Origin of the sequence: Streptomyces sp. NPDC047042, from assembly GCF_040644035.1 — a bacterium.
Classification (GTDB): Bacteria; Actinomycetota; Actinomycetes; order Streptomycetales; family Streptomycetaceae; genus Streptomyces.
In genome coordinates, this window is the sequence record NZ_JBEYVP010000007.1 from 133,093 (window position 1) to 158,910 (window position 25,818).

The following is a 25,818-nucleotide window of genomic DNA, read 5'->3' on the forward strand; positions in this document are numbered from 1 at the left end:
GCCGCACGCGACCGGTGTTAGGTAGGGCACAATTCGCTCTCGTCGTGGGGGAGTTGCGCGGCCGGGTTTCGGGCCTCCTGAGTCCTTGTGCATACCGGTGCTTTCCGGTGCATACCGGTGTGCTGATGTCCTGGTTCTTGGTGTGTTGTGTCGGGTGTGGGGAAGGCGGGCGTCGGGCGTGGCGGTGCACGAGGCGAGGCAGGGTGTGCTGCCCGGTGAACACGGGGGTGGCTGCGCCTGCGGGGACTGCCCGCACGGCGCGCGTGCGGGGCACCGGCGTGCGGTCGCCGAGTTCCTGCTCATGCGGGAAGGGTTCGCTGCGGGGCAGGGCTTGCCGGCCGCGGTGGCCCATTCGGCCTCGGCCTCCCGCCAGTGGGTCTCGGACGAACTGACCCAGTCGGCCGCCGTCGTCGCCGAGCGCGGCCGGGCCGAGGGCGAGATGTGGCTCGCGCGACTGTGGCGCCGTACTGCCATCACGGTGTGGGCGCTGATCGGTGTCCTGCTGCTCGTACAGGCGCTCACCGCGATCGGGGCGGGCTGGACCGCCGCCCGGACGGCAGGGCTGGTGGCCGCCGTGCTCGTCGGCGGCGCGCTGACCGCCGCGTCCTGGTTCCACCGGGCACGGGGCGGGGCGCTGGCGCCCCTGATCGGCGAGGACAACCGCCTGTCGACCTCCCGTGTGGTGGCGGCGGGTTGGGTGCTGTTCCTGGCGTACGCCGTGCTCGTCCTGGTGGGCCGGCTGGCGGCGGCCTCCGGCCACGAGGAGCGCGACGCGCTGATCGCCGGCCTCGAACTCGCCCGGGGCGCGGGCGTCGTGACCGTCCTCGCGGTGGTGTGCGCCATCGCGGTGCTCGTACGCAGGGTGGTCGGTCTGCGTGTCCTCGGCCAGCGGCTGCAGAAGGTCCGTGCGGACCGCCCCCGCGCCGCCGACCTCCTGACGGACGACGCGGGCCGCGGCACCTTCGCGGACATCCAGTACGTGGTGATCGGCACGGTCGCTCTCCTGTTCGCTGTCGTACGGCTGGCCCGGCGCCCGGATCAACTGCCGGACTTGCCGTGGGGGCTGGCGGTGGTGGTGCTGGTGTCGGCGGCGACCTATGTGGCCGGCAAGTACGCCGAGGGCGGCCGACCGGTGATCCTCTCTGTTGTGCGGGCCCGGGAGGCGGGCGACCTGGACGCCCCGATCCGCACCGGCGACGACATCGAGATCCGCGGCGCCGGCTTCGTGCCCCCGGGTGCGGGCACCGCCGACCGGCTGTCCCGCATGGTCGTCCGCATCGGCCCGGTCCATGTGCATGTCCCCCTGGTCCCGGTGCCCGGTGGCTTCAGCAACCCCCGGGACGAGGTACTGACGGTGCCTGTACCGGCGGATGTGGAGCCCGGCCGGGTGGAGGTGCAGGTGGTGACGGCGGCGGGCGTGGAGACGAACCGGTGCGTGATCGACGTGACGGACTGAGCGTGGCCTCCTGACTCTTGCGGGCTTGCGGGCTTGCGGGCTTGCGGGCTTGCGGGCTTGCGGGCTGCGGTCTCGGTGACTGCTGTTCTCCGGGCAAAGTGCGGAAAAATGCTGTGCCGGGGGTGAGCGAGGTCACCTGGTCGTGCGTATCGTCTGTTGAGGGGTCAACATGGCGCGCGAGAGGCGGCTAAGGGCGATGGCTCACAGCACTCGGACGGACACGCACTCTCCCTATCTCGACGGCGACCGGGACTGGCGGGACACAGCCACCCGCTACGCCCTGCTGCCCCTGCGGATCTTCCTGGGCGTCACCTTCATCTACGCCGGCCTGGACAAGCTCACCGACAGTTCCTTCTTCGCCGACTCCGGATCAGGCTCCGTCGGTGACCTGATGCGGTCGGTCCGTGACTCCTCCGCGATCCCCGCCCTGGTGGACCTCGCCCTCAAGAGCCCCGCCGGCTTCGGCTACGCCATCGCCTTCGGCGAGCTGGCCGTCGGCATCGGCACACTGCTCGGACTGCTCACCCGGCTGGCGGCGGTCGGCGGTGCGCTGATCTCCCTCAGCCTCTGGCTGACCATGAGCTGGGCCGCCGATCCGTACTACTACGGCAACGATCTCCCCTACCTGATGGCCTGGATCCCCCTGATCCTCGCCGGCGCGTCCGTCCTCTCCGTGGACGCCGCCCTACGGGCACGACGGCGGCAGCGGTCCGGGGGATATCGCTAGCAGGCGGGGCGGTAGCAGGCGGGGCTGGTTGAAGCCGGTCCCGTTGGAGCCCGGGCCTTGGCGCCGGTGCGCGTGAGCGTGCCGACTCCGGACGTCGAGGCCGGTCAGCTCGGTATCTCCGGCGGCCTCGACAGCCCCGCCCCCTCCGCCGTGCGGCCGATGGGCGCCGCCGCGCGGCGAGCCCTGGCGCGGCGTATCGCCCCCGTCAGGAGGGCCACCGCGCCTGCCAGGGTCAGGCCGAACATCAGGAGCGGGATCACCGCGAACCAGGGTGTCTTCCAGGCATCGTTCGCGTCACCCACGTAGGTGATGCCGGCGATGGTGACGAAGATGCCCGCGATCAGCTTTCCGGGCTGGAACTCATGACGCGGCACGGGTCACCTCCGCCTGTCCCAGACCGACACCGAGGTCGAGGTCGAGTGTGCCGGCGTCGGCACCGCCACCCGCCGGCGACAGGGTGACCTCCTTGCGCTTGCCCGGTGCGACGTCCACGTCCTGCTTGCCGTCGCCGGGCAACTGGATGTCGCCGATGCCCACTTCGATCTCCGCCTTCACCGTCACGCCCTTCGGCACGATCACCTGGATACGGCCCGCGCCCACCTCGACCGCGGTTTTCACCGTCTGCCCCTTGGCGAGCCGCAACCCGGTCAGATCCAGCGTGGCGACGCCCGTGCCGACGTCGTACCTCGGTAGGACCTCTGTCACCGCCGTCGGTGTCCATTCCTTGCGCACCCAGTGAGTGCTGACCTCTTCGGGAAGTGCCGCCGACCCTGCCAGCAGAGCCGCGGTGATGACCGCCAGGAACACCGAGCCCGCTCCGGTACGGCCGAGGAACGCGCTTACCGTGATGCCGACGCCGAACACGATGAGGGCGCAGGCGAGGCCGGTCTGCAAACTGTTGGCGAGTGGCCGGTCGTACCATCGCGCGGCCGTTCCGATGAAGCCGGCCAGGAGCGCCAGCAGGAAGATCCAGCCGCCGATCCAGCGCGGGCCGCGCGGCTTCGGCTGGCGGGGCCAGGCGGCCCGTATGTCCGGATGCCGGCCGCCGTACTTGCCTTGCGTGATGTTGATCGCCGCCGCGATGTCCCGGTCCCGGGTGTCGTGGGGGCCCCACAGATACCCCGTGCCGCCGACGTGGGTGCCGTCCTTGACGATGGGGTCGCGCCACCACGAGGGGTAGGAAGCGGGGACCGGCGGCGCCTGGGCCTCCGGTGGGGCGTCGGCGACGGCCTGGGCGGCCAGCGGATCGGGGTCGGGGGCGCCGCGGTTGCGCGACCAGTAGCCGGCGCCTCCGAGGAGGATGGACAGTATGACGGCGAAGGAAAGCACTCCGCCGTTCTTCAGCATCGTCAGGAAGACGCCGCAGCCGACCAGCGCGAAGAGCACCGCCGCCAGCCCCTGGCCGTCCACTCGGCCGGTGAGCAGTTTGCGGACCTCGTTCTCCTCCTCGTCGTCGTACGCCACGAACAGCCAGGCGAAGCCGTAGAAGATGAGGCCGAGGCCGCCGGTCGCGGAGAGCACCGCGAGCGTGATCCGAAAGATCACCGGGTCCATGTCGCAGGTCCGCCCGAGCCCCGCGCACACGCCGCCCAGCATCTTCTGCCGCCGGTCGCGCCGGAACCTGGCCGGCAGCTGCTCCTCGGCCGTGGCGGACGGTGTGGGCGGGCGGGGACCCGTGTGTGTTCCCGCTCCCGTATCTGTCTGTGCGCCCGCGTCCGTGTGCTCGGGCGCGCGCGGTTCCCCTTTCTCCGTGGGCGGGGCTGCCGCGGCGGGCGCGGCATCCTGCGGCCCGGCGCCCGGGACGGGGCGCGGGCCGGGGCCGGGTCCCGGACCCGTCGCGGCGTGTGCGTGATCTGTCATGCGTCCATGGTGGCGGTTGAGGCGGCCCGGCGGCAGTCGGGATGACCCTGGGCGAACCCTGATATCGGCCCTGAGAGGGGACGGGGGAAGCGTTCGACGGCAGACGGGCCGGAAGATCAGGGGAGTCTCGGGGGCCGACCCTGATGCCCGGGCCCGCCCGGCGTGTGAACATCGATGGCATGCCGGAAGCCGCAACGTTGCCACTCGTCGAACCGCGGCCCCCGCGCAAGCTCTACCGCAGCAGCGACGGACGCTGGCTCGGAGGCGTGGCGCGAGGGCTGGCCGGGCATCTCGGGCTGCCGGTGATCTGGCTGCGCCTCATGTTCGTAGGCCTGTTCATGGCGGACGGACTCGGTGCGCTGCTGTACGCGGCCTTCTGGTTCTTCGTTCCGCTCGGTGTTGGCGGCGTCGAGGCACAGCGGCCCCCGTCCCTCGTCACCGCCGAGACCTCGCCCGACGGCCGTCGCAGACTCGTCGCCCGAAAGCCGGACAAGGGGCAGATCGTTGCCCTGCTCCTCATGGTCGTCGTGGCCATGGTCTTCGTCGGCAACGTGAATCTCGGCGGGGGAGCCAAGGCCTATCTGTTCCCGACCGTGCTCGTCGCCGCCGGTGTCGCCCTGGTCTGGCGTCAGGCGGACAACGCACGGCGGGCCCGCTGGATGGAGGTCGGCAGTCGCCGCCGCACCCTCACTCTCCTGCGCACGGCGGCCGGCGTCATGCTGGTCACGGCGGGTGTCTCCGGCGTGTTCGTGCTGCAGGGCTCCGCCGCCCACCTCGGCTCGGTGCTGCAGGCCGCGCTGGCGGTGCTGGTCGGGATAGCCCTGCTGGCCGGTCCGTATCTCGTCCGTATGACCCAGGATCTCTCCGAGGAGCGCCTGATGCGCATTCGCGCCCAGGAACGCGCGGAGGTCGCCGCTCATGTGCACGACTCGGTGCTGCACACCCTGACTCTGATCCAGCGCAACGCGGAGAACGCGAACGAGGTGCGCCGTCTCGCCCGCGCCCAGGAGCGCGAACTGCGCAACTGGCTCTACAAACCGGAGGGCACCGGAAAGGAGGAGGCCGACGAACCCAGCACCCTCGCCGAGGCGGTGCGGCGCAGCGCGGCGGAGGTCGAGGACAAGCACGGCGTCCCGATAGAGGTCGTGGTCGTCGGTGACTGCCCGCTCGACGACAGAACGGGCGCACAGATGCAGGCCGCGCGGGAAGCGATGGTGAACGCCGCCAAGTACGGTGGCGAGGGCGGCGCGGTGCAGGTCTACGCCGAGGTCGAGGGCAGGACGGTCTTCGTGTCCGTCCGGGACCGCGGACCCGGCTTCGACTTCGACTCCATACCCGCCGACCGCATGGGCGTCAGAGAATCGATCATCGGCCGGATGGAGCGCAACGGCGGTACGGCGCGGCTGCGCGCGGTACCGGGCGGCGGCACGGAGGTCGAGCTGGAGATGGAGAGGGCGGAGAGCACGTCATGAGCGAGGCGCACGGGGAGAACAGGCAGAGCGAGTCGGCCGGTTCGGCGGAGTCGGCCGAGCGGACAGCGGCTGCCGGACCGGCCGCAGCCGCCGAGACCGCACAGGCCGGCGGGCCTGCCGGGGACGGTAGCGGCGGTGGTGACGCGAGCGGGCGGCGGGTGCGTGTCGTTCTCGTCGACGACCACCGCATGTTCCGTACGGGTGTGCAGGCCGAGATCGGGCAGACCGAGCGGACCGGCGTCGAGGTGGTCGGCGAGGCCGCCGATGTCGACCAGGCGGTCACCGTCATCACCGCCACCCGGCCCGAGGTGGTCCTCCTCGACGTCCATCTGCCGGGCGGGGGTGGCGTCGAAGTGCTGCGCCGCTGCGCCCCGTTGATGGCCGACGCCGAGCGGCCGGTGCGCTTCCTGGCACTGTCCGTCTCGGATGCCGCGGAGGACGTCATCGGTGTGATCCGCGGCGGCGCCCGGGGATACGTCACGAAGACCATCACCGGTGTGGACCTCGTCGACTCCGTCTTCCGTGTCCAGGACGGCGACGCGGTGTTCTCGCCGCGGCTCGCCGGCTTCGTGCTGGACGCCTTCGCGTCCACGGATGCGCCGCCGGTGGACGAGGACCTCGACCGCCTCACGCAGCGCGAGCGAGAGGTACTGCGGCTGATCGCCAGGGGGTACGCGTACAAGGAGATCGCCAAGCAGCTCTTCATCTCCGTGAAGACGGTGGAGTCGCATGTGTCGGCGGTTCTCAGGAAGCTCCAGTTGTCGAACCGGCACGAGTTGACGCGGTGGGCCACGGCACGGCGCCTGGTCTAGCCGGGCGGGCGCGGCCTCATGCCACTCGGGTGGCGCCCGCGAACGGCATCTCGCTCAGGGGGGCCACCCGTACCGGCGCCGACGGGTTGGGGGCGTGGATCATCTGGCCGCGACCCACGTAGATGCCGACATGACTGATGCCCGAGTAGAAGAACACCAGGTCGCCGGGGAGGAGTTGGGACTGTGAGACACGCTGACCGGCGTTGATCTGGGCGTAGGTGGTGCGCGGCAGAGAGATGCCCGCGTTGCGGTACGCGGCCTGGATGAGGCCCGAGCAGTCGAAGGCGTCGGGGCCGGTGGCGCCCCACACATAGGGGCTGCCGAGCTTCTGGTAGGCGTAGGAAACAGCCGCCGCCGCACGTGAGTTGGGCGCCTCGGCCGCGCCGGTGGATGCGGCGGCCCCGGGCGTGCCGGGGGCGGAGGTGGTGCCGGCCGCCCCCAGCCCCTGCCGCGCACTCCCCGAGGACCGCGAGGCGTGCGCTCCGCCCAAGCCCGCGCCACCGCTTCCGCCGTCCGCCGCGAGCCGGGCACGGTCCTCGGTGGTGAGCCGGGACAGCAGTTGCCGGGCCTCGCCCAGCTTTCCGGTGACGGTCTTCTTGTGGCGGTTCAGTTCGGCCTGGCGGGACTTGAGGGTGGTCAGTTCGACGTGGGCCGCCCCACGCAGCTGCTCGATCTCCCGCAGCTGGTTGCGTACACGGGCCACGTCCGACGCCTGTCTGCTGCCCGCCCGTTCGGCGAAGGCGGCGCCGTCCAGATAGCCGTCGGGGTCGTCGGAGAGGGCGAGTTGCAGTGCGGGGTCGAGTCCGCCGGCGCGGTACTGCGCCGCGGCCATCGAACCCAGTGCCTCCCGGGCCGAGTTGAGCCGCTCCTCCTTGCGTGCCGCCTCGTCCCGCAGGTTCTCCAGTCGCCGCTCCGCTCGCTGCGCCTTCTCCTTCGAGCCGTTGTACTTCTCGGTGGCGACCTCCGCCTCCTCGTACAGCTTGTTCACCTTGGCCTGGACCTGCGCCGGTGTCAGTTGTGGTTCGGCGTGGCCGATGCCGTCGAAGCCGGTCGCCGTCGCCGCACCCGCGAGGGCGATCGTCGCTGCGGTGCGGGCCGTATTGCCGTTGAGCGAGCGCTGTCGGGGCTTGCGGTGCGCTGCCACGGGGGGTCACGTCCTTTCGTACGACCGCCACTACGACGACCGCCGGACGGCTGCCTGGGAAGCGGACCCAGGAGGGCGGTTGCGCGTCCGGCGACGGTCCGCACAGGGGTAGCGGTCCGCCGCCGGACTTTCTCGGCGGTGGTGTCCGACTGCCGCCCCTGGCCCGGGCGGCGGTGGGGAGCCGGCCACCTGGAGGAGGACGCTAAACCTGATTGTGTCGCGGGGGTAACGCCATGTACGGAACTGGCGTGAGCCGACCGCCGGGTGACCGCATGCGACCGTGATCCGGTTCCGGGGCCGCCGCCTTCGCGCAGAGGGTTGATCAATGCGGAGGTTTACGGGACACGTGGGGGTGACCGGGTGCTATGGGGTGCATATATGCGAAGTCTTCCGGCGCTCTCCTGGCCCGGTGTCATGGGGTGCGGGGGCCTCTGACTAGGCTCCGGCCTCATGGACGTACTCATCCATCTCGTCGTCGGCCTGCACATCATCGGCATCGCGTCGCTTCTGGGCGGGTTTCTCACCCAGATGAAGGCGATGGGGCAGGGCACGGCCCGCTTCGGGCCGGCGATGCTGCACGGCGCGTTCACCATGCTGGTCACCGGGGTCGCCCTGGTGGGCCTCAACCAGGCCGACGATCAGACGGTCAACAACGTCAAGATCGGCGTCAAACTGGCCCTGCTGATCGTGATCCTCGGCCTCGTCTATGTGAAGCGGGACGAGGAGACCGTGGACAAGCGCCTGTTCGGCCTGGTCGGTGTGTTCACGACAGCGAACATCTTCATCGCCGTGCTCTGGACCTGACCCGGCCGAACCTTCCCGCCCTGTGCGTCAGGCCGGGCGCACCACGCTGTGGATCGTCGACTCGCCGTCGTAGAAGATCGATTCCTCCCGGACGTACGCACCCGGCTTCGGGGCGTGGATCATCATGCCGTTGCCGATGTAGAGGCCGACGTGGCTGATGTCGTCGTAGAAGAAGACCAGGTCACCGGGCTGGATGTCGGAGAGGGAGACCGTCGTGCCCGCGTTCACCTGGTCGTAGGTGGTGCGCGGGAGGCTGACTCCGGCGGCCCGCCAGGCGGCCTGCGTCAGACTCGAACAGTCGTACGAATCCGGGCCGGTCGCGCCCCAGACGTACGGCTTGCCGATCTGTGCGCGTGCGAAGGTCAAAGCCTTCTCGGCCTTGGCGGCGTACGAGGCGTCGGGCGCCGCCGGTGCCGGAGTGTTCGCGGCGCTGCTGCCCGCCGCGGGCTGTGCCGCGGCCTCTGCGGCTGCCGCTTCCTGCCGGCGCTGCTCGGCCTCCTGCTGCTGCCGGGCGAGTTCCTCTGCCTGCCGACGGGCCACCGCCTGCTTCTCCCGTTCGATCGCCGCGAGGCGCAGCTTCTCCTCGGCGGTGAGGCGGGAGAGCAGCCGGCGGGCCTCCACGAGCTTCGTCTGGACGGCGGTCTTGGTGATCTGCAGTTCGTCCTGGGACTCGGTGAGCGACTCGAGGGTCACCGAGGCCTCCTGGCGCTTCTGCGTCGTCTCGGCCTGCTCGGTGATGTAGTCGTCGACCGCGTCCTTCTGGCGGGCGGTCAGACGGTCCATCAGCTGGTTCTGGTCGAAGTAGTCCTGGGGGTCGTCCGCGAGCAGGAACGTCGCCGTGTCCGGGGCGGCGGACCCGGTGCGGTACTGGGCCGCGGCGAAGGAACCCAGCTCCTCGCGCGCGTCGTTGAGTTTCTGGGTGCGCCGGGCCACGTCGTCCATCAAGGCGTCGACACGTCCCCGCTGCTTGGAGGCCTTCTCCTTGGCGGCGTTGTACTTGTCGGTGGCGGACTCGGCCTGGCGGTACAGGTCGCCGACCTTCGCCTCGACCTCCTCCATGCTCGGCTTGTCGTCGGACGCCGGAGCCGGGGGTGTGGAGGGCGCCGTGGGCGCGGCGTTGGCGGTCTGGGACAGCAGGGCGACGGAGGTCAGGGCCGCAGTGGCGAAGGCGGGGGTCCGAAGGCCTGCTACGCGCGTTCCCGTAGGGCGCGACTTGCGGTGCGACGACGCCAAGGGAGGCGACTCCTTCCACGTTCCGCCTACCGGGTTAGCTGTCGGGTTCGGGCGGGTGGTTCGGAAGGGTTGCCCTACGGTCCTTGCCTGGACGGCGGTTGGACCGATTCACCCCAGGATTTCGGTGGGTCCCCGGCTCCTGCCGCACAGGGCGGCACGATCGGACTCGGCGGTGGCCGCACGGCCCGGCGAGGTTCGCCGGTGGAGATCGAGCGGCCTTACGAAACGCTAACCAACAGGTGTGCCTCCTGTGAAGGTTGATGACCGCTATGCCCGATACGTTTTTGTGACCTTGCCCCTAAACATGCCTCTGTGTGGTCGATCGGAAGTTGTTTATGAAGATTGTCAGATAATTACGATGTATGGCCGTTATTGGGCCTGCTGTCCGTAGGGGCCCTGGTCGGCGGTGCTGATACCAGGGGATGTTTTCGGGGTGGGGGCGGGCTGTCAGTGGGGAGGCCTAGACTCGGAGAGCGATGAGCAGCCTCTTTGACGACAGCTTCCTGGCGGACCTCCAGGGCCCTCGGGCCCACGCGGAGGAACTCCCGCCACCGCCCGAGGACGAGCACGCGCCGGAGCCCGTTCCGGACGACCTGTTCGGCGGGAAGTTCGACGCGCCGCCGGACCGGGACGCGTACTACCGCGACGGCGCACCCCGTCCGGTGGTGGATTCCGCCGCGCTCCTGGAAGGGCTGAACGAGAACCAGCGCGCGGCCGTCGTGCACGCCGGCACCCCCCTGCTCATCGTGGCGGGCGCCGGCTCCGGCAAGACGCGCGTACTCACGCACCGCATCGCTTATCTGCTCGGCGAGCGCGGTGTCCACCCCGGCCAGATCCTCGCGATCACCTTCACCAACAAGGCCGCCGGTGAGATGAAGGAGCGCGTCGAGCAGCTCGTCGGCCCGCGCGCGAACGCGATGTGGGTGATGACCTTCCACAGCGCGTGCGTGCGAATCCTCCGCCGGGAGAGCAAGAGACTGGGCTTCACCTCCTCCTTCTCCATCTACGACGCCGCCGACAGCAAGCGGCTGATGGCGCTCGTCTGCCGCGATCTGGACCTGGACCCCAAGCGCTTCCCGCCCAAGTCCTTCAGCGCGAAGATCTCCAACCTGAAGAACGAGCTGATCGACGAGGAGGACTTCGCCGCCCAGGCGAGCGACGGCTTCGAGAAGACCCTCGCCCAGGCGTACGCGATGTACCAGTCGCGGCTGCGTGAGGCCAACGCGCTCGACTTCGACGACCTGATCATGACGACGGTCAATCTGCTGCGCGCCTTCCCCGACGTCGCCGAGCACTACCGCCGCCGCTTCCGGCACGTCCTGGTCGACGAGTACCAGGACACCAACCACGCCCAGTACGCGCTCGTACGGGAACTCGTCGGCACCGCCGAGCACACCGGCGACGACGTCGACGTCCCGCCGAGCGAGTACGACCTGCGCCCCGCCGAGCTGTGCGTCGTGGGTGACGCCGACCAGTCGATCTACGCCTTCCGGGGGGCGACGATCCGCAACATCCTCCAGTTCGAGGAGGACTACGCGGACGCGACGACGATCCTGCTCGAACAGAACTACCGCTCCACACAGACGATCCTGAGCGCCGCCAACGCGGTCATCGAGCGCAACGAGTCCCGCCGCCCCAAGAACCTGTGGACCAACGCGGGCGCGGGCGCGCGCATCACCGGCTACGTCGCCGACACGGAGCACGACGAGGCGCAGTTCGTCGCCGAGGAGATAGACCGGCTGACGGACGCGGGCGACGCGAAGGCGGGCGATGTCGCCGTCTTCTACCGGACGAACGCCCAGTCCCGTGTCTTCGAGGAGATCTTCATCCGGGTCGGCCTGCCCTACAAGGTCGTCGGCGGTGTCCGCTTCTACGAGCGCAAGGAGGTCCGGGACGTCCTGGCCTACCTGCGGGTCCTCGCCAACCCGGAGGACTCGGTGCCGCTGCGCCGCATCCTCAACGTCCCCAAGCGCGGCATCGGCGACCGCGCGGAGGCGATGATCGACGCGTTGTCCCAGCGCGAGAAGATCAGTTTCCCGCAGGCGCTGAAACGCGTCGACGAGGCGTACGGAATGGCTTCGCGGTCGACCAACGCCGTCAAGCGGTTCAACACGCTGATGGAGGACCTGCGGACGATCGTGGAGTCGGGCGCGGGCCCGGCGACCGTACTGGAAGCGGTTCTCGAACGCACGGGCTACCTTGCCGAGTTGCAGGCGTCGACCGACCCGCAGGACGAGACCCGGATCGAGAACCTCCAGGAACTCGCCGCGGTCGCGCTGGAGTTCGAGCAGGAATCAGCGGCGGCAGCGGAGCCGGGAGAGGCCGAGCAGCCCGGCGAGCAGCCCGCCGAGGGCGACGCGCCGGCCCCGGTCGGTCTCGCCGCCTTCCTCGAGCGGGTCGCCCTGGTCGCCGACTCCGACCAGATCCCCGACGAGGACGACGACGGCTCCGGCGTCATCACCCTGATGACCCTGCACACCGCCAAGGGCCTCGAGTTCCCCGTCGTGTTCCTGACCGGCATGGAGGACGGCGTCTTCCCGCACATGCGTGCTCTCGGCCAGGTCAAGGAGCTGGAGGAGGAGCGACGGCTCGCGTACGTCGGCATCACGCGCGCGCGTGAACGGCTGTACCTGACGCGGTCCTCGCTGCGCAGCGCCTGGGGGCAGCCCTCGTACAACCCGCCCTCCCGTTTCCTGGAGGAGATCCCGGCGACCCATCTGGAGTGGAAGCGCACGGGCGCGATGACTTCGGCGAAGTCCTCCGGCCCGGCGTCGGCAGTGGCGTCCTCGCGCTCGCGCTCCGCAGCCTCGGGCGCGTCCGGCTTCGCCACGCGCCGGGGCGGCGCCGAGAAGCCGGTCGTCGCGCTGGCCGTGGGGGACAGGGTCACGCACGACCAGTTCGGGCTGGGAACCGTGGTGGGCGTCAAGGGCACGGGCTCGAACGCCGAGGCGACGGTCGACTTCGGCGAGGACAAGCCGAAGCGGCTGCTGCTGCGATACGCGCCGGTGGAGAAGCTGTAACCGGACGGGCGAGCGGGCAACCGCGCACACCCGGGCATCGTCGAGATGCCCGGGTCACGCCTCTGACGGGGTAGGGGATCCAGGGACCGGCCGGAACTACGTCGGGTCGAGGCCGTGGCTGCGCAGCCACGGGAGCGGGTCGATCGCCGAGCCGCCGGCGGGCCGTACCTCGAAGTGGAGGTGCGGGCCGGTCGAGTTGCCGGAGTTCCCTGAGTACGCGATGGGCTCGCCGGCCTTGACCGTCGTGCCGGACGAGACCTGGTAGCTGGAGAGGTGGCAGTACCACGTCTCCGTGCCGTCCTTGTCGGTCAGGATCATCATGTTGCCGTACGCGCTGTTCCACTGCGTCCGGACGGTGCCGTCGGTCGCGGCCATCACCGTCGTGCCGTACGAGACGGGGAAGTCGATCCCGGTGTGCACGGACATCCAGTTGATGCCGGCCTGGCCGAAGTAGGCGCTGAGGCCGTGCTGCGCGACCGGGAGGGCGTACTTCGGGCGCAGCCGCTCTTTGCGGGCCGCTTCCGCCGCGGCCGCCTTCTTCTCGGCGAGCTGCTGGGCCTTGAGGTCGATACGTTCCTGCGTCCGGCTGGCCCGGTCGGCGAAGTCGTCGGCGCCCGCGGAGAGGCTCTCCAGCTGGGAGTCGAGCTTGTTGTTCGCGGTGGACGGCTTCACGGCGACGCCGTCGGCCGCGGATGTCGTCGTGTTCTGCTCGGCATCACCGTTCGTCCCGACCACGGAGGCGGCGGCGATGCCCGCGACGCCCATCACACAGGCGGACGGAACGGCGATGGTCAGCAGAGCGGAACGTTTGGCCGGGGTGCGACGCCGGGACCGGCCCGCGTTGCGCGCCGCCGTACGGGACGCGGCGCGCCCGCCTCCGGGTACCGCGCCCGGGTCGATCTCCTCCTGGCCGTCGAGCAGGGGGGCCTCGGCGGGCAGTTCGCCGTCGGCGACGAGGTCCGACTCGTCGTGGTCGAGGGCGTGCCGGTCGTGCTCCGGTGCGTCCGCCACGTCCGAGATCTGCTCGAACATCGCGGTGGCCTGCTCGTCGTACTCGTGCTCACGAGCGTGGTCGTACTCGGCGGACTGAGCCGGCGTACTGTCCGGGCCGCTGTCCGAGTTCCACTGGGTGGCGTCGTACACACCGCTGTCGAAGGCCTGCGTGCCCCATTCCCAGTGCTGGGTCTGGTCGGCCGACTGCTCGGGCTGGAGCCAGGCGCCCGCGTCCCATTGACCGCTGGTCTCGGCGCCCGGAGGCGGAGTCTGCGCGGGGATGTCGGCGAGGTGCTGGTATCCGGGCGCCCACGTGGTGGTGTCGTACGCCCCTGTGTCGTAGGCGGCGTGGTGCTGGGCCGCGTAGGGGTCGTAGTTCAGGGTGTGGTGACTGCCGGTGGACCACTGGGAGTTGTCGTACGAACCCGTGGCTTCGGCGCCTGCCATGTTGCCGAAAAGTGGGTCGGTTTCGAAATTTCCGGTGGCGGTACCCGTGCCCATGTTCGCGTCGAAACCGTTGGCGAAGGTGGGGTCGTACGTGGTGAAGTCACCGAGGGGAGCTTCCTGGGTGCCGTACGACGGGTAATGCGCCGTCGCGGCATCGGAAGCCGCAGTCGGGGAGGTAATGGTCCCCGACGGGTGACGTTCGTTCACCAACTTCTCTTTCGCCTCGACAACAGGGGCTGGCAGAGCAGTGCGGTGACTGTACCCGGCGGTACGCGGGCGCGACAATCTTCCGTGGGTTTCGTGCCTGGGGGAAACGGGCATTCGGCCGTGTTTCGGGGGACTGCGGGCACGGGTTTGGCCTGGCGTTCGATGATTGTTCGATTCGCGGTGGCTGTGCGGCGGTCCGAAGCCGCCTCTGGACGGCTCCGGACGTGGACCGAGCGTCGACTACGCCACCGTCAGGCCACCGGCTCGGGCCCGGTCGGATCGCACACCGGTGGCGGGGAGCTCGTCGCTCTGGTCCAGGGCCTGCCCTATACCGGTCGCGACGGCGGGGTGCACGGGCAGCGCGAGGTGACCGATGCCCGTGACCTGCACGTTCTGCGCCATCAGGTCCGGGTGTTCGACGCAGGCGGTCTCCGGCGGGTCCATCACGTGATCCAGATCGCTCCAGAAAGCGATGAAACGCGTACGGCAGTCCGGCGCGGGCAGTCGCAGCTCCTCGAGGACCTCCGAGCCGGGGCGCATCTGGCGGACGATCGGGTGCGCGTCGGCCAGCGGGACGGCCCGGGTGCCGGAGTGCGGGGTGCCGAGGGTCACGAGGGTGCGGACCCGGATGTCACCGCCGAGTCGCTGTACGTAGTAGCGCGCGATCAGGCCACCCAGGCTGTGGCCGACGATGTCCACCCGGGGCTGGCCCGTGCGCCTGCATATCTCCTCTATGTGCCGGCCGAGCAGTTCGGCGGCGGTGCGGATGTCGCAGGTCAGCGGGGAGTAGTTGAGCGACTCGATCTGCTGCCGGCCGTGCTGGGTGAGGGCGCGACGAAGCAGGACGAAGACGGAGCGGTTGTCGATGAAGCCGTGGAGAAGGACGACCGGGGGCTGCGGCTCTGTCGGCAGATGGGCGGTGGGGGATTCGGGGAGCGTGGAGGGTTCCGGGGCTGTGGTCCGGCGTTCCTGGACGATGCCGGACGGATAGAGGAGCAGATGCCCCGCCAGGATCGCGATCTCCAGGGCGGTCGCCTTGAGGAGAGCGATCGAGAGCCCCGTCAGCCTGCTCGGCAGAACGCGCTCACAGAGCGGAAGCATGGGCAGTACTGCCCGGATGACCTTCATGGCCGACCTCCTGTCGGCACGCGGGAGGACTGCTCTGTCCCCCGTGTGCCCTCATGGGGGCTCGCGACGAGGGCGGCCGGTGGTGGCGTCGGCGGTGGTGCACGAGTGGGGCTTGTGGTTGGTGCGACGTCAAGGGGTGGCGAAGCTCCCCAGCCGTACGGCCACGAAGCTCCCCGCTGCGTGCCTTCCTGCCCTTCGTGCCATCTCCGATGCTCCGTACCGCCACGGCGCGTGGCTCGCGACGCGGTGGTACGACGACCTCGATGCGGCTCCCCTTGCGCCGGTCCCGCCGGTGCGCGGCGAACGTGTCCCACCGTGTGATTTCCCCCTCGCCGAGCATCGTGAAACTGCCGGTTGCGGGATGCTTGACTTAACGGTCGTTCACGTCTTGGAGGCAGCGATGGGTGCGGCAACGGGTCCGATCCGCGTGGTCGTGGCGAAGCCGGGGCTCGACGGCCACGATCGCGGAGCCAAGGTGATCGCGCGGGCACTGCGGGATGCGGGTATGGAGGTCATTTACACCGGCCTTCATCAGACTCCCGAACAAATTGTCGACACGGCGATCCAGGAGGACGCCGACGCGATCGGACTCTCCGTTCTCTCCGGGGCTCACAACACGCTCTTCGCGGCCGTAATCGACCTTCTGCGGGAGCGGGACGCGGCCGACATCAAGGTTTTCGGGGGCGGGATCATCCCCGAGGCGGACATCGGGCCCCTGAAGGAGAAGGGGGTCGCGGAGATCTTCACGCCTGGGGCGACCACTGCTTCGGTCGTGGAGTGGGTTCGGAAAGCGGTGCGGTCGTGAGGGGGTGAGTGCGGGGTGTGGGGTGGTGAGTGCGGGTGCTGTTCAGACGTTCCCACCCACACCCCCACATTTCAAGCGGAAGGGGTGCGCGGTGGCGCGGACCCCAGTTCCTCGGCCATCGTCGCGCGCAGACGCAACGTGCCCACCAGGCGTTGGAACGCCTCCGCCCAGTAGGTTCCCGCGCCCGGTGACGCGTCCTCCCCTTCGTCCGGGACCGCCAGCAGGCCGTCTAGCCGCCCGGCCTCGGAGTGGTCGAGGCAGCGTTCCGCCAGCCCCATCACCCCACTGAAACTCCATGGGTAACTCCCCGCGTCACGGGCGATATTGAGCGCGTCGACGACTGCCCGCCCGAGCGGGGGCGCCCATGGCGCCGCGCACACCCCGAGCAGTTGGAAGGCCTCGGACAGTCCGTGCGTCGCGATGAACCCGGCCACCCACTCGGCCCGTTCGGCGTCGTCCAGCGTGGCGAGCAGCTTCGCCCGCTCCGCCAGGGACACCGCGCCGGGCCCGCCCGCCTCGGGTGTCGAAGGCGCGCCGAGGAGCGCCCGGGACCAGTCGGCGTCCCGTTGCCGCACCGCCGCCCGGCACCACGCGGCATGCAGCTCGCCCTGCCAGTCGTCGGCCACCGGCAGCGCCACGATCTCCTCCGGCGTACGGCCACCGAGCCGCCCCGGCCACGATCTGAGCGGGGCGGCCTCCACCAGCTGCCCGAGCCACCAGGACCGCTCACCCCGCCCGGCCGGGGCCTTCGCCACGACGCCGTCCCGCTCCATTCCGGCGTCGCACTCGTGAGGTGCCTCCACGACGAGCGAGGGTTCGCCTCTCGTACCGCCTGCGCGGCTCGGGCTGTTCGCGCTGCTTGGGCCACTGGTGTGGTCGAGCGCCACACAGGCTCCGGCCCGGACCGCCATCCGTGCGGCGAGCGCCGAATCCGGCAGCGCCGACAGCAACTCCGCTGCCGTCGCCCGGACATTGCGGCTGCGGTCGGCCAACGCCCGCTCCAGGAACGGCTCGTCCTCGGAGCGCAGGCCCATGCGGAGCGAGTCGAGGAACATCAGCCGGTCCTCGGCCCGCTCCGTCGGCCAGGTCGTCTCCAGCAACTCCCGGGCGGCGGCGGGCTCCCGCGCGCGTATCGCCGCGAGGAGGGAGACCCGCTCGGCGAACAGCCCCTCCTGCCACAGCCGTTGGATCCGCTCGGTCTCCTCGACGCCGGGCAGGGCCGTGCCCCCGCCCGGGGCGGAGCGGAGGGCGAACCGCCAGTCCGGGTTCAGCCGGGCGAGCCACAGCACGCGCGGGCCGGCGAAGGCAAGCGCCGCCGGACGAAGATCCGTACGCCCCCTGGCCGCGTCGAGCAGCGCGGGAAGGGTGTGTGAAGGGGCCGCGAACCCGTGCGCGTTGGCCGCCGCGAGCCACTGGGGCAGCAGCTCCATCAGATCCGGCGCGGTATCCCGGCGACCGCTGCCGCCCGGGGTGCCGGGCTGGTCGGCCAGCAGCAGGGCAAGCCGACGGGCCGCTGCGGGCGGCAGTGACGGGCGCGGGTCCGGGGCAGCGGGCTCCGGCCGTCTGGCGGCCCGGGCCGGACGCAGGCCCGCCCGGCGCCGTACGGTCTCCACGGCCGCGGCGTCGAGCAGCGCGACCGGCGCCTGCCTGCCGGGCGGGCAGCCCGGAGGCGTACGCCGCTCCGTGCCGAGCAGCGCCGCGGTGACCAGCTCCTCCCAGGCGCTCGCCGCGGGAGTGCCCACGGAAGGCGATTCCTCGGGGGCGGAAACCCTGCTGCCGTTCATGAGATTCCCTTTCGTCGGTCGTCAGTGGTGCGCTCGCCGGTCACCCAGTCACCCGGTCACCGGTCGCCGGTGGTGAGTTGTGGAGCCGTGGGGTGTCGCGGGCCTCAACACAGCGGGACCGCCTGTCCCGCCACCCCCTCCGGCCAGGCCGTCAGAGGGGTGAAACCCCGGTGACCGCACTCGCCGAAGACCGTGACGGGCGTGCCGCCCGAGAGGGCGACGAGACGCCACAAGCCCGGGTGGGCGACGGCCGAGGGGGTCAACGGCAGGGCCAAGTCCGTTTCCGCGTCCGCCAGTTGCCAGGAACCGTTGTCCGGGACCGGTATGACCCGGTCGAGCGTCACCGGGTACGACTCCAGCCAGGGGTCGTCCCGGAGGGCGTCCCCGTAGAGCTCCGCCGCGCGCGTGGCCGTCGTCCCGGGCGGCCGTACGTTCGTCGGCGCGGGCGGGGTGAACCGCTCGCCCAGGGACGCCCGCAGCTGCCCGGCGCCCGGAAACGCGGACACCTCCGCCTCGAACTCCAGCCCGACCGGCAGCGCCAGTTCGGGGGCCCGGCCAGCCGCCCCGTACGAGAGGAGCAGGGCGGTGCGGCCGGACTCCGCGCCGTGCAGCCAGATCCGACGGGTTGTCAGGCGGGCGTCCGACGTCTCGTACTGGGCGAGGACCAGCCAGCGGTCGCGCAGCGGCGGGCCGTCCGCCGAGCCGGGCAGGCCGATCCGGGACCGCACGGTCGCCGCCAGACCGTCCGGCAGCTCCTCCCGGCGCAGCCAGCCCCGGTCGAGGAGGTGGAGCAGCGCGCACTCCTCCAGCAACCGCACCGGCCAGCCCGGCCCGGAGGCCGGTATCGCCCCCAACTCTCTCACCCGTGCGGCAAGTCCGGGGGCCTGCGCGTCGACCATGCGGGCCGCGGTCTCCTCCCACAGCCCGTACCCCGCCTGCTCCGCCGTGGCCAGGCCGCCGCGCAGCAGGTCGGTGAGACGCTGCTCCAGCTCCGTCGCCCCCGCCGTGATCCGCTCGGCCCGGCGCTCCGCCCTTCGCCGAGCGGCCTCCGCATCACCGGACCCGGCCGGGGAACCGTCCGACCCCGCCGACCGTTTGTCCTCTGCCCGCTTCCGCCGCCCCGCCAGCCACTCCTCGGCCCAGCCCGGCGCCTCGCCTCGCGGCACCGCCCCGTCCTCGGCCGCCCAGAGCAGCAGCAGCCCGAGAGCGTGTTTGCACGGGAACTTGCGGCTCGGACAACTGCACTTGTACGCGGGCCCGGTGGAGTCCGCGATGTCGACGACCGTCTGATACGGCTTGCTGCCACTGCCCTTGCACAACCCCCACACCGTCCCCTCGTCAGAACAGCCGGCCTCCGACCAAGGCCCGGCCGCACCGAGTTTGCTTCCCGCTTTGCGTGACGAGACGTCAGGCGCCAGTGCCAGCACCTGATCCGCCGTCCAGCGCACCCCCTGCTGAGTCATGACACCGAAGGTAGATCCCGGCACTGACAATCGGCCCTCGCCGCTGTCCCCGCTCGGCTCTCGAAACGACGTTTTCGCAGGTCAGGACGGATTGTCAGTGGCGTGGTGCAGTGTGGTCACCAGATCCGAACGGGCCAAGACCGGCCGAGCTGGAGGGGGACCGAGCCATGCCTGTTTCCGCTGAACCGACATCCGTCGACCCGCGTCACGAGCAGTCCGCGCACGCGAACGGCACGGAGGAACTGCGCCCGCACGCCGAGGACGCCTTCGCCGCCGAACTCGCGGCGCTGGCCGCGCAGGACGACCGTCCGCGCCCCGCCCGCTGGAAGCTGTCGCCGTGGGCCGTGGCGACCTATCTGCAAGGCGGCACCATGCCGGACGGCACGGTGATCACCCCGAAGTACGTGGGCCCGCGCCGCATCGTCGAGGTCGCCGTCACGACTCTCGCGACCGACCGTGCCCTGCTGCTGCTCGGCGTCCCGGGCACGGCGAAGACCTGGGTGTCCGAGCACCTGGCGGCGGCCGTCAGCGGAGACTCGACGCTGCTGGTCCAGGGCACGGCCGGCACGCCGGAGGAGGCGATCAGGTACGGCTGGAACTACGCGCGGCTCCTCGCGCACGGTCCCAGCCGCGAAGCCCTCGTACCCAGCCCCGTCATGCGGGCGATGGCGGAGGGGATGACGGCTCGGGTCGAGGAACTGACCCGTATCCCGGCCGACGTCCAGGACACGCTGATCACGATCCTGTCGGAAAAGACGCTGCCGATACCGGAGTTGGGGCAGGAGGTGCAGGCGGTACGCGGGTTCAACCTGATCGCGACGGCCAACGACCGCGACCGGGGGGTCAACGAGCTGTCCAGCGCCCTGCGCCGGCGCTTCAACACGGTCGTGCTGCCGCTGCCGGAGAGCGCCGACGCCGAGGTCGACATCGTGTCGCGCCGGGTCGACCAGATCGGCCGCTCGCTCGACCTGCCGGCCGTGCCGGACGGCATCGACGAGATCCGCCGGGTCGTGACCGTCTTCCGCGAACTGCGCGACGGCATCACGTCGGACGGCCGGACGAAGCTGAAGTCGCCCAGCGGCACGCTCTCCACGGCCGAGGCGATCTCGGTCGTGACCAACGGCCTGGCTCTGGCGGCGCACTTCGGCGACGGCGTCCTGCGGGCCTCCGACGTCGCCGCCGGCCTCCTCGGCGCCGTCGTCCGCGATCCGGCGGCCGACCGGGTGGTGTGGCAGGAGTACCTGGAGGCGGTGGTCCGCGAGCGGGACGGCTGGAAGGACTTCTACCGGGCGTGCCGCCAGGTGAGCGCGTGAGCCGGGATGTGGGTGTGGGTGTGGGTGTGGGCGTGAACGGACGTGGGGGTGATGGGGGCATGCCGGTGGGAGGCGGTTCGGTGTCCGTGCGAGGCGGTGTGGTGAGCGTGGCTGTTGGTGACGACGACTCGACGTGGCGCAGGAGGGAGGCGGAGTGACGGACATTGAGCGTGGCACCGGGCCGCTGCTGCTCGGTGTACGGCACCACGGGCCCGGGTCGGCGCGGGCGGTGCGGGCCGCCCTGACGGCGGCGCGGCCGGCGGTCGTACTGATCGAAGGGCCACCCGAGGCCGATGCCCTGATCCCACTGGCCGCCGACGAGAACATGCGGCCGCCGGTCGCCCTGCTGGCCCACGCTGTCGACGAACCCGGCCGCTCGGCGTTCTGGCCGCTGGCCGAGTTCTCCCCGGAGTGGGTGGCGATCCGCTGGGCGCTGGAACACGGGGTCCCCGCCCGCTTCATCGATCTCCCCGCCACGCACACGCTGGCCGACCAGGGGGAGGGGGGCGACGGGGGTGACGGGGGTGACGGCCGGGCGCCCGACACGGGTGCGGGTGGGGGCCCGGACACCGATGTCGATGCCGATGTTGATGTCGATGTGCGGGTCGATCCGCTCGCCGTGCTCGCACAGTCCGGTGGTTACGACGACCCGGAGCGCTGGTGGGAGGACGTCGTCGAGCACCGGGGGGCGGCGGAAGGCGACGCGTTCGCTCCCTTCGAGGTGCTCGAAGAGGCCATGGGTGCGCTGCGGGAGGTGTACGGGGCCGGGGGCCATGACCGGGATCCGGTGCGCGAGGCGTACATGCGGCTTCAGATGCGGGCGGCGCAACGGGAGTTCGGGGACGCGGCGGTGGCCGTGGTGTGCGGCGCCTGGCATGTGCCCGCGCTGCGGCGGAGGGCCACCGTCGCGGCGGACCGGGCGCTGTTGAAGGGGCTGCCCAAGGTCAAGGTGGATGTGACCTGGGTGCCGTGGACGCATCGAAGGCTCGCGCGGGCGAGCGGATACGGGGCGGGCATCGACTCGCCCGGCTGGTACGGGCACCTGTTCGGCGCGCGGGACCGGCCGGTCGAGCGGTGGATGACCAAGGTCGCGGGGCTGTTGCGGGACGAGGACAGGATCGTCTCCTCGGCGCACGTCATCGAGGCGGTGCGGCTGGCGGAGACGCTCGCCGCGGTGCGGGGCCGCCCGCTGCCGGGGCTGACCGAGACGACCGACGCGGTGCGGGCGGTGATGTGCGAGGGCTCGGACGTACCGCTGGCCCTGGTGCGCGACCGGCTTGTGGTCGGGGATGTGCTCGGGGAGGTCCCGGAGTCGGCGCCCGCAGTGCCGTTGCAGCGGGACCTGACTCGGCTCCAGCGTCGGCTGCGGCTCAAACCGGAGGCGCTGGAAAGGGAGTTGGAGCTCGACCTGCGCAAGGAGACCGACGCCGCGCGCAGTCGGCTGCTGCACCGGCTGCGACTGCTCGGCGTCGGGTGGGGCGAGCCCTCGGCGTCGCGCGGCAGTACCGGTACCTTCCGGGAGACGTGGCGGCTGCGGTGGGAGCCGGAGCTGGCGGTACGGGTCGCCGAGGCCGGGGTGTGGGGGACCACGGTGCTCGCGGCGGCGACCGCCAGAGCGGAGGCCGACGCCGTCGGGGCGGGTTCACTGGGCGACGTGACGGCGCTCGCCGAGCGCTGTCTGCTCGCCGAACTGTCCGAGGCACTTCCCGTGGTGATGCGCGTCCTCGCCGACCGCGCGGCTCTGGACGCCGACGTGGGCCACCTGGCCCAGGCACTGCCGGCGCTGGTCCGGTCCCTGCGTTACGGCGACGTACGCGGCACGGACACCCGTGCGCTGACCGAGGTCGCGGCGGGCCTCGCCCAACGCGTCTTCGTCGGCCTGCCCCCGGCCTGCGCAGCGCTCGACACGGACGCGGCGGAGGAGATGCGACGCCACGTGGACGCGGTGCACGGGGCGGTGGGGCTGCTCGGCGAGACGACGAGCCCGGCGCCGACCAGCGCGCCGGCACCGGGAGGAACTCCGGCGGACATCGGGGACTCGGAGGCCTCGGGTACCTCGGTGGCTTCGGGGGCCTCTGCGGGCGACGTCGCCGCGGGCGGCCCTGGCGAGGTCCAGGCGAGAGTCCCTGAACCGGGGGAGCCAGTTGCGGCCGGGGAAGTTGCCGGGGGCGGTCCTGCGATAGCTGGGGCGGGCGCCGTGGAAGGTGTCTTCGGGGCGGAGGATCGCAGCGAGTCAGGGCGCCCCGGGCCGGATGGTGAGGTCGGGGTGGTCTCCCAAGGCGGTCCTGCCGTAGTTGAGGCCGGTGTTGCGGAGGATGTCCTCGGGGCGGGAGAGCGCGGCGGGTCCGGGCGCCCGGGGCAGGCTGTCGAGGCCGGGAAGGGCTCCGGGGGCGGTCCTGCGGGGGGCGGGGTGAAGGGCCCGGAGGATGTTCACGCGGCAGGTCATGGCAGCGAACTGCGGCGCCGGCAGCTGCCCGTTGCGGCCGAGGGGGCTTCCGTAGGTGGCTCTGGGGATGCTCGCGCGGAGACCGTCCCCGGTGTCGCGGCGCCGGGTCGACAGGGCGGTGAGTTGCGGCGGCGTTGGCACTCCGTGCTTCGGGTCCTGGCCGGGCGGGACAGTGTGGCCGGAGTGGTGCGCGGGCGGGCCGTGCGGCTGTTGCTGGACGACGGGGAGTTGGCGCAGGACGAGGCGGCCGTGCTCATGGGGCTCGTGCTGTCGCCGGGTACGGCGCCGGGGGACGCGGCCGCGTGGATCGAGGGGTTCGTCGGGGGCGGCTCCGGGGGCGGGATGCTCCTCGTGCACGACACACGGCTGCTCGGGCTGGTCGACGCCTGGCTGACCGGGGTGCCGGCCGCGGCCTTCACCGATGTGCTGCCACTGCTGAGGCGCACCTTCTCGGCGTACGAGCCCGGGGTGCGCAGAACGCTGGGGGAGCTGGTCCGGCGAGGCCCGGGGGAGCGGGGAGGCGCGGTGCCCGGCACCGCCGGGGTGCCGGGCTTCGCACCCGACCTTGACACCCGGCGGGCGGATGCCGTGCTGGCGGTGGTGCGGCTGCTGCTGGGACCGCCGGATGCGGGAGCCGGGGGCGCTGGAGGCCCCGGGCACGGCGGGCACGGTGGGGACCGTGGGCATGGCGGGGACCGTGGGGGAGGCGGCGTGAATGACAGCGACCTTGTGGGGGTGGGGGCATGACAGAGGGGTCCGTGACCGAGACGGCCGCGGCGGCCGGGACGACCGTGGGGACCGGGGCCGTCGAACCGGCGCAGGAGCGTTTGCGGCGATGGCGGCTTGTGCTCGGGGGTGATGCCGCGGACGGGACCGGGTGTGTGCTCTCCGGGCAGGACGCCGCGATGGACGGGGCGCTCACCGCGCTCTACGGGAGGGGCGACGGGGGCAAGGACCGGGCGGGGCGGGACCGCTCGGCCGGGCTCGGGGCGTCCGCGCCGTCGGTCGCGCGGTGGCTCGGCGACATCCGGACGTACTTCCCCTCGTCCGTCGTCCAGGTCATGCAGCGGGACGCCATCGACCGGCTCGGGCTCTCCGCGCTCCTCCTGGAGCCCGAGATGCTGGAGGCGGTCGAGGCGGACGTCCACCTCGTCGGCACGCTGCTCTCCCTCAACAAGGCGATGCCGGAGACGACGAAGGAGACGGCGAGAGCGGTCGTACGCAAAGTGGTCGAGGATCTCGAGAAGCGGCTCGCCACGCGGACCCGGGCCACGCTCACCGGGGCGCTGGACCGCAGTGCCCGTATCAACAGGCCGCGTCATCAGGACATCGACTGGAACCGCACGATCGCGGCCAACCTCAAGCACTACCTCCCCGAGTACCGCACGATCGTGCCGGAGCGGCTCATCGGGTACGGGCGGGCCTCCCAGTCGGTGAAGAAGGAGGTCGTCCTCTGTATCGACCAGTCCGGGTCGATGGCGGCGTCGGTGGTGTACGCGTCGGTGTTCGGGGCGGTACTGGCGTCCATGCGGTCGATCGACACACGCCTCGTCGTCTTCGACACCGCGGTCGTCGACCTCACCGATCAGCTCGACGACCCGGTGGATGTGCTGTTCGGTACGCAGCTCGGCGGCGGTACGGACATCAACAGGGCGTTGGCGTACTGCCAGTCGCAGATCACCCGGCCCGCCGAGACCGTCGTCGTGCTGATCAGCGACCTCTACGAGGGAGGCATACGGGACGAGATGCTGAAGCGGGTCGCCGCGATGAAGGCGTCCGGGGTGCAGTTCGTGACGCTGCTCGCGCTGTCGGACGAGGGGGCACCGGCGTACGACAGGGAGCACGCGGCGGCGCTCGCGGCGTTGGGCGCACCGGCGTTCGCCTGCACGCCCGATCTGTTCCCGGACATCATGGCCGCGGCGATCGAGAAGCGGCCGTTGCCGATACCCGACACCGAGTGAGGTGAGGGCGCCTCGGTCGGCACAGCGGCAAATGGGACATGGGGTGCATTGGAACAGAGGCCTTGCGCGACCTCGGGCGGGTCGTGCGAGGATCGGCGCCGCCTCGGCCTGTCCTCCGTCAGCCGGTGACGCTGTCGGGGTATGACGTTCGCGCCGTGACGCCGCCCTTTCCCGTCCCGGAGGGTCGCTCCCGGGGCGTGCGAACGGAACGCGCGACCACTGCACGGAGTGCCGCCGATCCAGCCCATGCGCACCGGACCCGGCGCACCGGTACCCCGCGTACCGGACCCCGCATACCCGACTCCGCGCGTCTGCCTGACGTGCGGATCATCCGGGCTCCGTCGGGAAAGCCCCGTACGGCCGAATGCCATCGGCCGGTCGGGACGCGACCGGCGGACGGCGGTGAGTGGCTCCCAAAGGGGTGAGGGCCGCTTGCCGGAGGACCGTCAAAGCCGTTGGCGGGCCTTCCAGGGGCCTCACCGGGTCCACCCCAGCCCGGTGAGGCCTCACGTTTGCACTTCTTTCCACCGCAAACGTGCCTCGGGAAGGGCCTCACAAAAGGCGATCAACGGCCGTGAGTGGCACTCTGTGACAGGTATCACCGCTCAGGTGTGATTCCTGATTTAGGGACCTGCGGGATGCGGCGATAACCTGCGAGACGGACATGCCGCGCGCTCGGACATCGTGTGCGCCACCCCTGTGACTCAGCGGACGTCACGTTGCCCTTCGCGGCACGCCCACGC

The 25,818-nt window shown here is 71.3% G+C and carries 18 protein-coding genes and 1 riboswitch; of the genes, 10 read left to right on the forward strand and 8 right to left on the reverse strand.

What is annotated here, in order from left to right; genetic code table 11:
- Positions 1-178 precede the first annotated feature (178 nt).
- Together ABZ855_RS09795 and ABZ855_RS09800 are read left to right on the forward strand one after the other, a co-directional pair.
- The gene (locus tag ABZ855_RS09795) at positions 179-1,456 is read left to right on the forward strand and encodes a hypothetical protein (RefSeq protein ID WP_360803719.1); all 1,278 of its coding nucleotides are present in this window, start codon (positions 179-181) and stop codon (positions 1,454-1,456) included.
- Positions 1,457-1,652: 196 nt separating this feature from the next.
- Entirely contained in the window at positions 1,653-2,183 is a 531-nt protein-coding gene (locus ABZ855_RS09800; protein ID WP_319212944.1) for a DoxX family membrane protein, read from the forward strand.
- A 104-nt stretch (positions 2,184-2,287) separates the two neighbouring features.
- Here the strand turns inward: ABZ855_RS09800 and ABZ855_RS09805 are convergent, their stop codons facing one another.
- Together ABZ855_RS09805 and ABZ855_RS09810 are read right to left on the reverse strand one after the other, a co-directional pair.
- Positions 2,288-2,557: a hypothetical protein gene (locus ABZ855_RS09805; protein ID WP_360803722.1), complete on the reverse strand. Its 270-nt coding sequence runs from the start codon at positions 2,555-2,557 to the stop codon at positions 2,288-2,290.
- Complete coding sequence (locus tag ABZ855_RS09810; RefSeq protein ID WP_360803725.1) at positions 2,544-4,043, reverse strand: PspC domain-containing protein; 1,500 nt, start codon at positions 4,041-4,043, stop codon at positions 2,544-2,546. Before ABZ855_RS09810 ends, ABZ855_RS09805 begins: the two co-directional genes overlap by 14 nt.
- A gap of 143 nt (positions 4,044-4,186) precedes the next feature.
- Here ABZ855_RS09810 and ABZ855_RS09815 point away from each other — a divergent pair, with 143 nt between their 5' ends.
- Both ABZ855_RS09815 and ABZ855_RS09820 read left to right on the forward strand, forming a co-directional pair.
- On the forward strand, positions 4,187-5,515 hold the full coding sequence (locus ABZ855_RS09815) for a PspC domain-containing protein (RefSeq protein WP_360803728.1): 1,329 nt from the start codon (positions 4,187-4,189) through the stop codon (positions 5,513-5,515).
- On the forward strand, positions 5,512-6,327 hold the full coding sequence (locus tag ABZ855_RS09820; RefSeq protein ID WP_360803731.1) for a response regulator transcription factor: 816 nt from the start codon (positions 5,512-5,514) through the stop codon (positions 6,325-6,327). The genes ABZ855_RS09815 and ABZ855_RS09820 overlap by 4 nt, the downstream gene beginning before the upstream one ends.
- Before the next feature lie 16 nt (positions 6,328-6,343).
- On the opposite strand, the gene ABZ855_RS09825 is transcribed toward ABZ855_RS09820, so the two are convergent.
- Positions 6,344-7,471 (reverse strand): NlpC/P60 family protein, encoded by a 1,128-nt coding sequence (locus tag ABZ855_RS09825; RefSeq protein WP_360803734.1) that lies wholly within the window; start codon positions 7,469-7,471, stop codon positions 6,344-6,346.
- 450 nt (positions 7,472-7,921) lie between these two features.
- Here ABZ855_RS09825 and ABZ855_RS09830 point away from each other — a divergent pair, with 450 nt between their 5' ends.
- Complete coding sequence (locus ABZ855_RS09830; protein ID WP_360803737.1) at positions 7,922-8,275, forward strand: hypothetical protein; 354 nt, start codon at positions 7,922-7,924, stop codon at positions 8,273-8,275.
- Between the two features lie 27 nt (positions 8,276-8,302).
- Here the strand turns inward: ABZ855_RS09830 and ABZ855_RS09835 are convergent, their stop codons facing one another.
- Entirely contained in the window at positions 8,303-9,508 is a 1,206-nt protein-coding gene (locus ABZ855_RS09835) for an NlpC/P60 family protein (RefSeq protein WP_360803740.1), read from the reverse strand.
- A 7-nt stretch (positions 9,509-9,515) separates the two neighbouring features.
- A riboswitch (cyclic di-AMP (ydaO/yuaA leader) is annotated at positions 9,516-9,690 on the reverse strand.
- 294 nt (positions 9,691-9,984) lie between these two features.
- On the opposite strand from ABZ855_RS09835, the gene pcrA reads away from it, so the two are divergent.
- Positions 9,985-12,528: a DNA helicase PcrA gene (pcrA, locus tag ABZ855_RS09840; RefSeq protein WP_360803743.1), complete on the forward strand. Its 2,544-nt coding sequence runs from the start codon at positions 9,985-9,987 to the stop codon at positions 12,526-12,528.
- A gap of 96 nt (positions 12,529-12,624) precedes the next feature.
- On the opposite strand, the gene ABZ855_RS09845 is transcribed toward pcrA, so the two are convergent.
- Positions 12,625-14,175 (reverse strand): M23 family metallopeptidase, encoded by a 1,551-nt coding sequence (locus ABZ855_RS09845; RefSeq protein WP_360803746.1) that lies wholly within the window; start codon positions 14,173-14,175, stop codon positions 12,625-12,627.
- Positions 14,176-14,415: 240 nt separating this feature from the next.
- The gene (locus ABZ855_RS09850; protein ID WP_360803749.1) at positions 14,416-15,303 is read right to left on the reverse strand and encodes an alpha/beta fold hydrolase; all 888 of its coding nucleotides are present in this window, start codon (positions 15,301-15,303) and stop codon (positions 14,416-14,418) included.
- Positions 15,304-15,703: 400 nt separating this feature from the next.
- Between ABZ855_RS09850 and ABZ855_RS09855 the strand changes: the two genes are divergently transcribed.
- On the forward strand, positions 15,704-16,108 hold the full coding sequence (locus ABZ855_RS09855) for a cobalamin B12-binding domain-containing protein (protein ID WP_360804186.1): 405 nt from the start codon (positions 15,704-15,706) through the stop codon (positions 16,106-16,108).
- Between the two features lie 71 nt (positions 16,109-16,179).
- On the opposite strand, the gene ABZ855_RS09860 is transcribed toward ABZ855_RS09855, so the two are convergent.
- On the reverse strand, positions 16,180-17,892 hold the full coding sequence (locus ABZ855_RS09860; RefSeq protein WP_360803752.1) for a DUF5691 domain-containing protein: 1,713 nt from the start codon (positions 17,890-17,892) through the stop codon (positions 16,180-16,182).
- A gap of 104 nt (positions 17,893-17,996) precedes the next feature.
- Positions 17,997-19,355, reverse strand: a complete 1,359-nt coding sequence (locus ABZ855_RS09865) for an SWIM zinc finger family protein (protein ID WP_360803755.1) — start codon at positions 19,353-19,355, stop codon at positions 17,997-17,999.
- Between the two features lie 167 nt (positions 19,356-19,522).
- Here ABZ855_RS09865 and ABZ855_RS09870 point away from each other — a divergent pair, with 167 nt between their 5' ends.
- From ABZ855_RS09870 to ABZ855_RS09880, 3 genes are all read left to right on the forward strand, one after another.
- Positions 19,523-20,668: an AAA family ATPase gene (locus ABZ855_RS09870; protein WP_360803758.1), complete on the forward strand. Its 1,146-nt coding sequence runs from the start codon at positions 19,523-19,525 to the stop codon at positions 20,666-20,668.
- 154 nt (positions 20,669-20,822) lie between these two features.
- Positions 20,823-23,861 (forward strand): DUF5682 family protein, encoded by a 3,039-nt coding sequence (locus ABZ855_RS09875; protein WP_360803761.1) that lies wholly within the window; start codon positions 20,823-20,825, stop codon positions 23,859-23,861.
- Positions 23,858-25,075, forward strand: coding sequence for a VWA domain-containing protein (locus tag ABZ855_RS09880; RefSeq protein ID WP_360803764.1), 1,218 nt, complete (start codon positions 23,858-23,860; stop codon positions 25,073-25,075). The genes ABZ855_RS09875 and ABZ855_RS09880 overlap by 4 nt, the downstream gene beginning before the upstream one ends.
- Positions 25,076-25,818: the final 743 nt, after the last annotated feature.

Bases quoted from the DNA above. Each gene is read 5' to 3' on its own strand.
- ABZ855_RS09800 (WP_319212944.1), top strand. From the start codon at position 1,653: ATGGCTCACAGCACTCGGACGGACACGCACTCTCCCTATCTCGACGGC.
- ABZ855_RS09810 (WP_360803725.1), bottom strand. From the start codon at position 4,043: ATGACAGATCACGCACACGCCGCGACGGGTCCGGGACCCGGCCCCGGC.
- ABZ855_RS09815 (WP_360803728.1), top strand. From the start codon at position 4,187: ATGCCCGGGCCCGCCCGGCGTGTGAACATCGATGGCATGCCGGAAGCC.
- ABZ855_RS09820 (WP_360803731.1), top strand. From the start codon at position 5,512: ATGAGCGAGGCGCACGGGGAGAACAGGCAGAGCGAGTCGGCCGGTTCG.
- ABZ855_RS09830 (WP_360803737.1), top strand. From the start codon at position 7,922: ATGGACGTACTCATCCATCTCGTCGTCGGCCTGCACATCATCGGCATC.
- pcrA (WP_360803743.1), top strand. From the start codon at position 9,985: ATGAGCAGCCTCTTTGACGACAGCTTCCTGGCGGACCTCCAGGGCCCT.
- ABZ855_RS09850 (WP_360803749.1), bottom strand. From the start codon at position 15,303: ATGAAGGTCATCCGGGCAGTACTGCCCATGCTTCCGCTCTGTGAGCGC.
- ABZ855_RS09855 (WP_360804186.1), top strand. From the start codon at position 15,704: ATGGGTGCGGCAACGGGTCCGATCCGCGTGGTCGTGGCGAAGCCGGGG.
- ABZ855_RS09860 (WP_360803752.1), bottom strand. From the start codon at position 17,892: ATGAACGGCAGCAGGGTTTCCGCCCCCGAGGAATCGCCTTCCGTGGGC.
- ABZ855_RS09865 (WP_360803755.1), bottom strand. From the start codon at position 19,355: ATGACTCAGCAGGGGGTGCGCTGGACGGCGGATCAGGTGCTGGCACTG.
- ABZ855_RS09870 (WP_360803758.1), top strand. From the start codon at position 19,523: ATGCCTGTTTCCGCTGAACCGACATCCGTCGACCCGCGTCACGAGCAG.
- ABZ855_RS09880 (WP_360803764.1), top strand. From the start codon at position 23,858: ATGACAGAGGGGTCCGTGACCGAGACGGCCGCGGCGGCCGGGACGACC.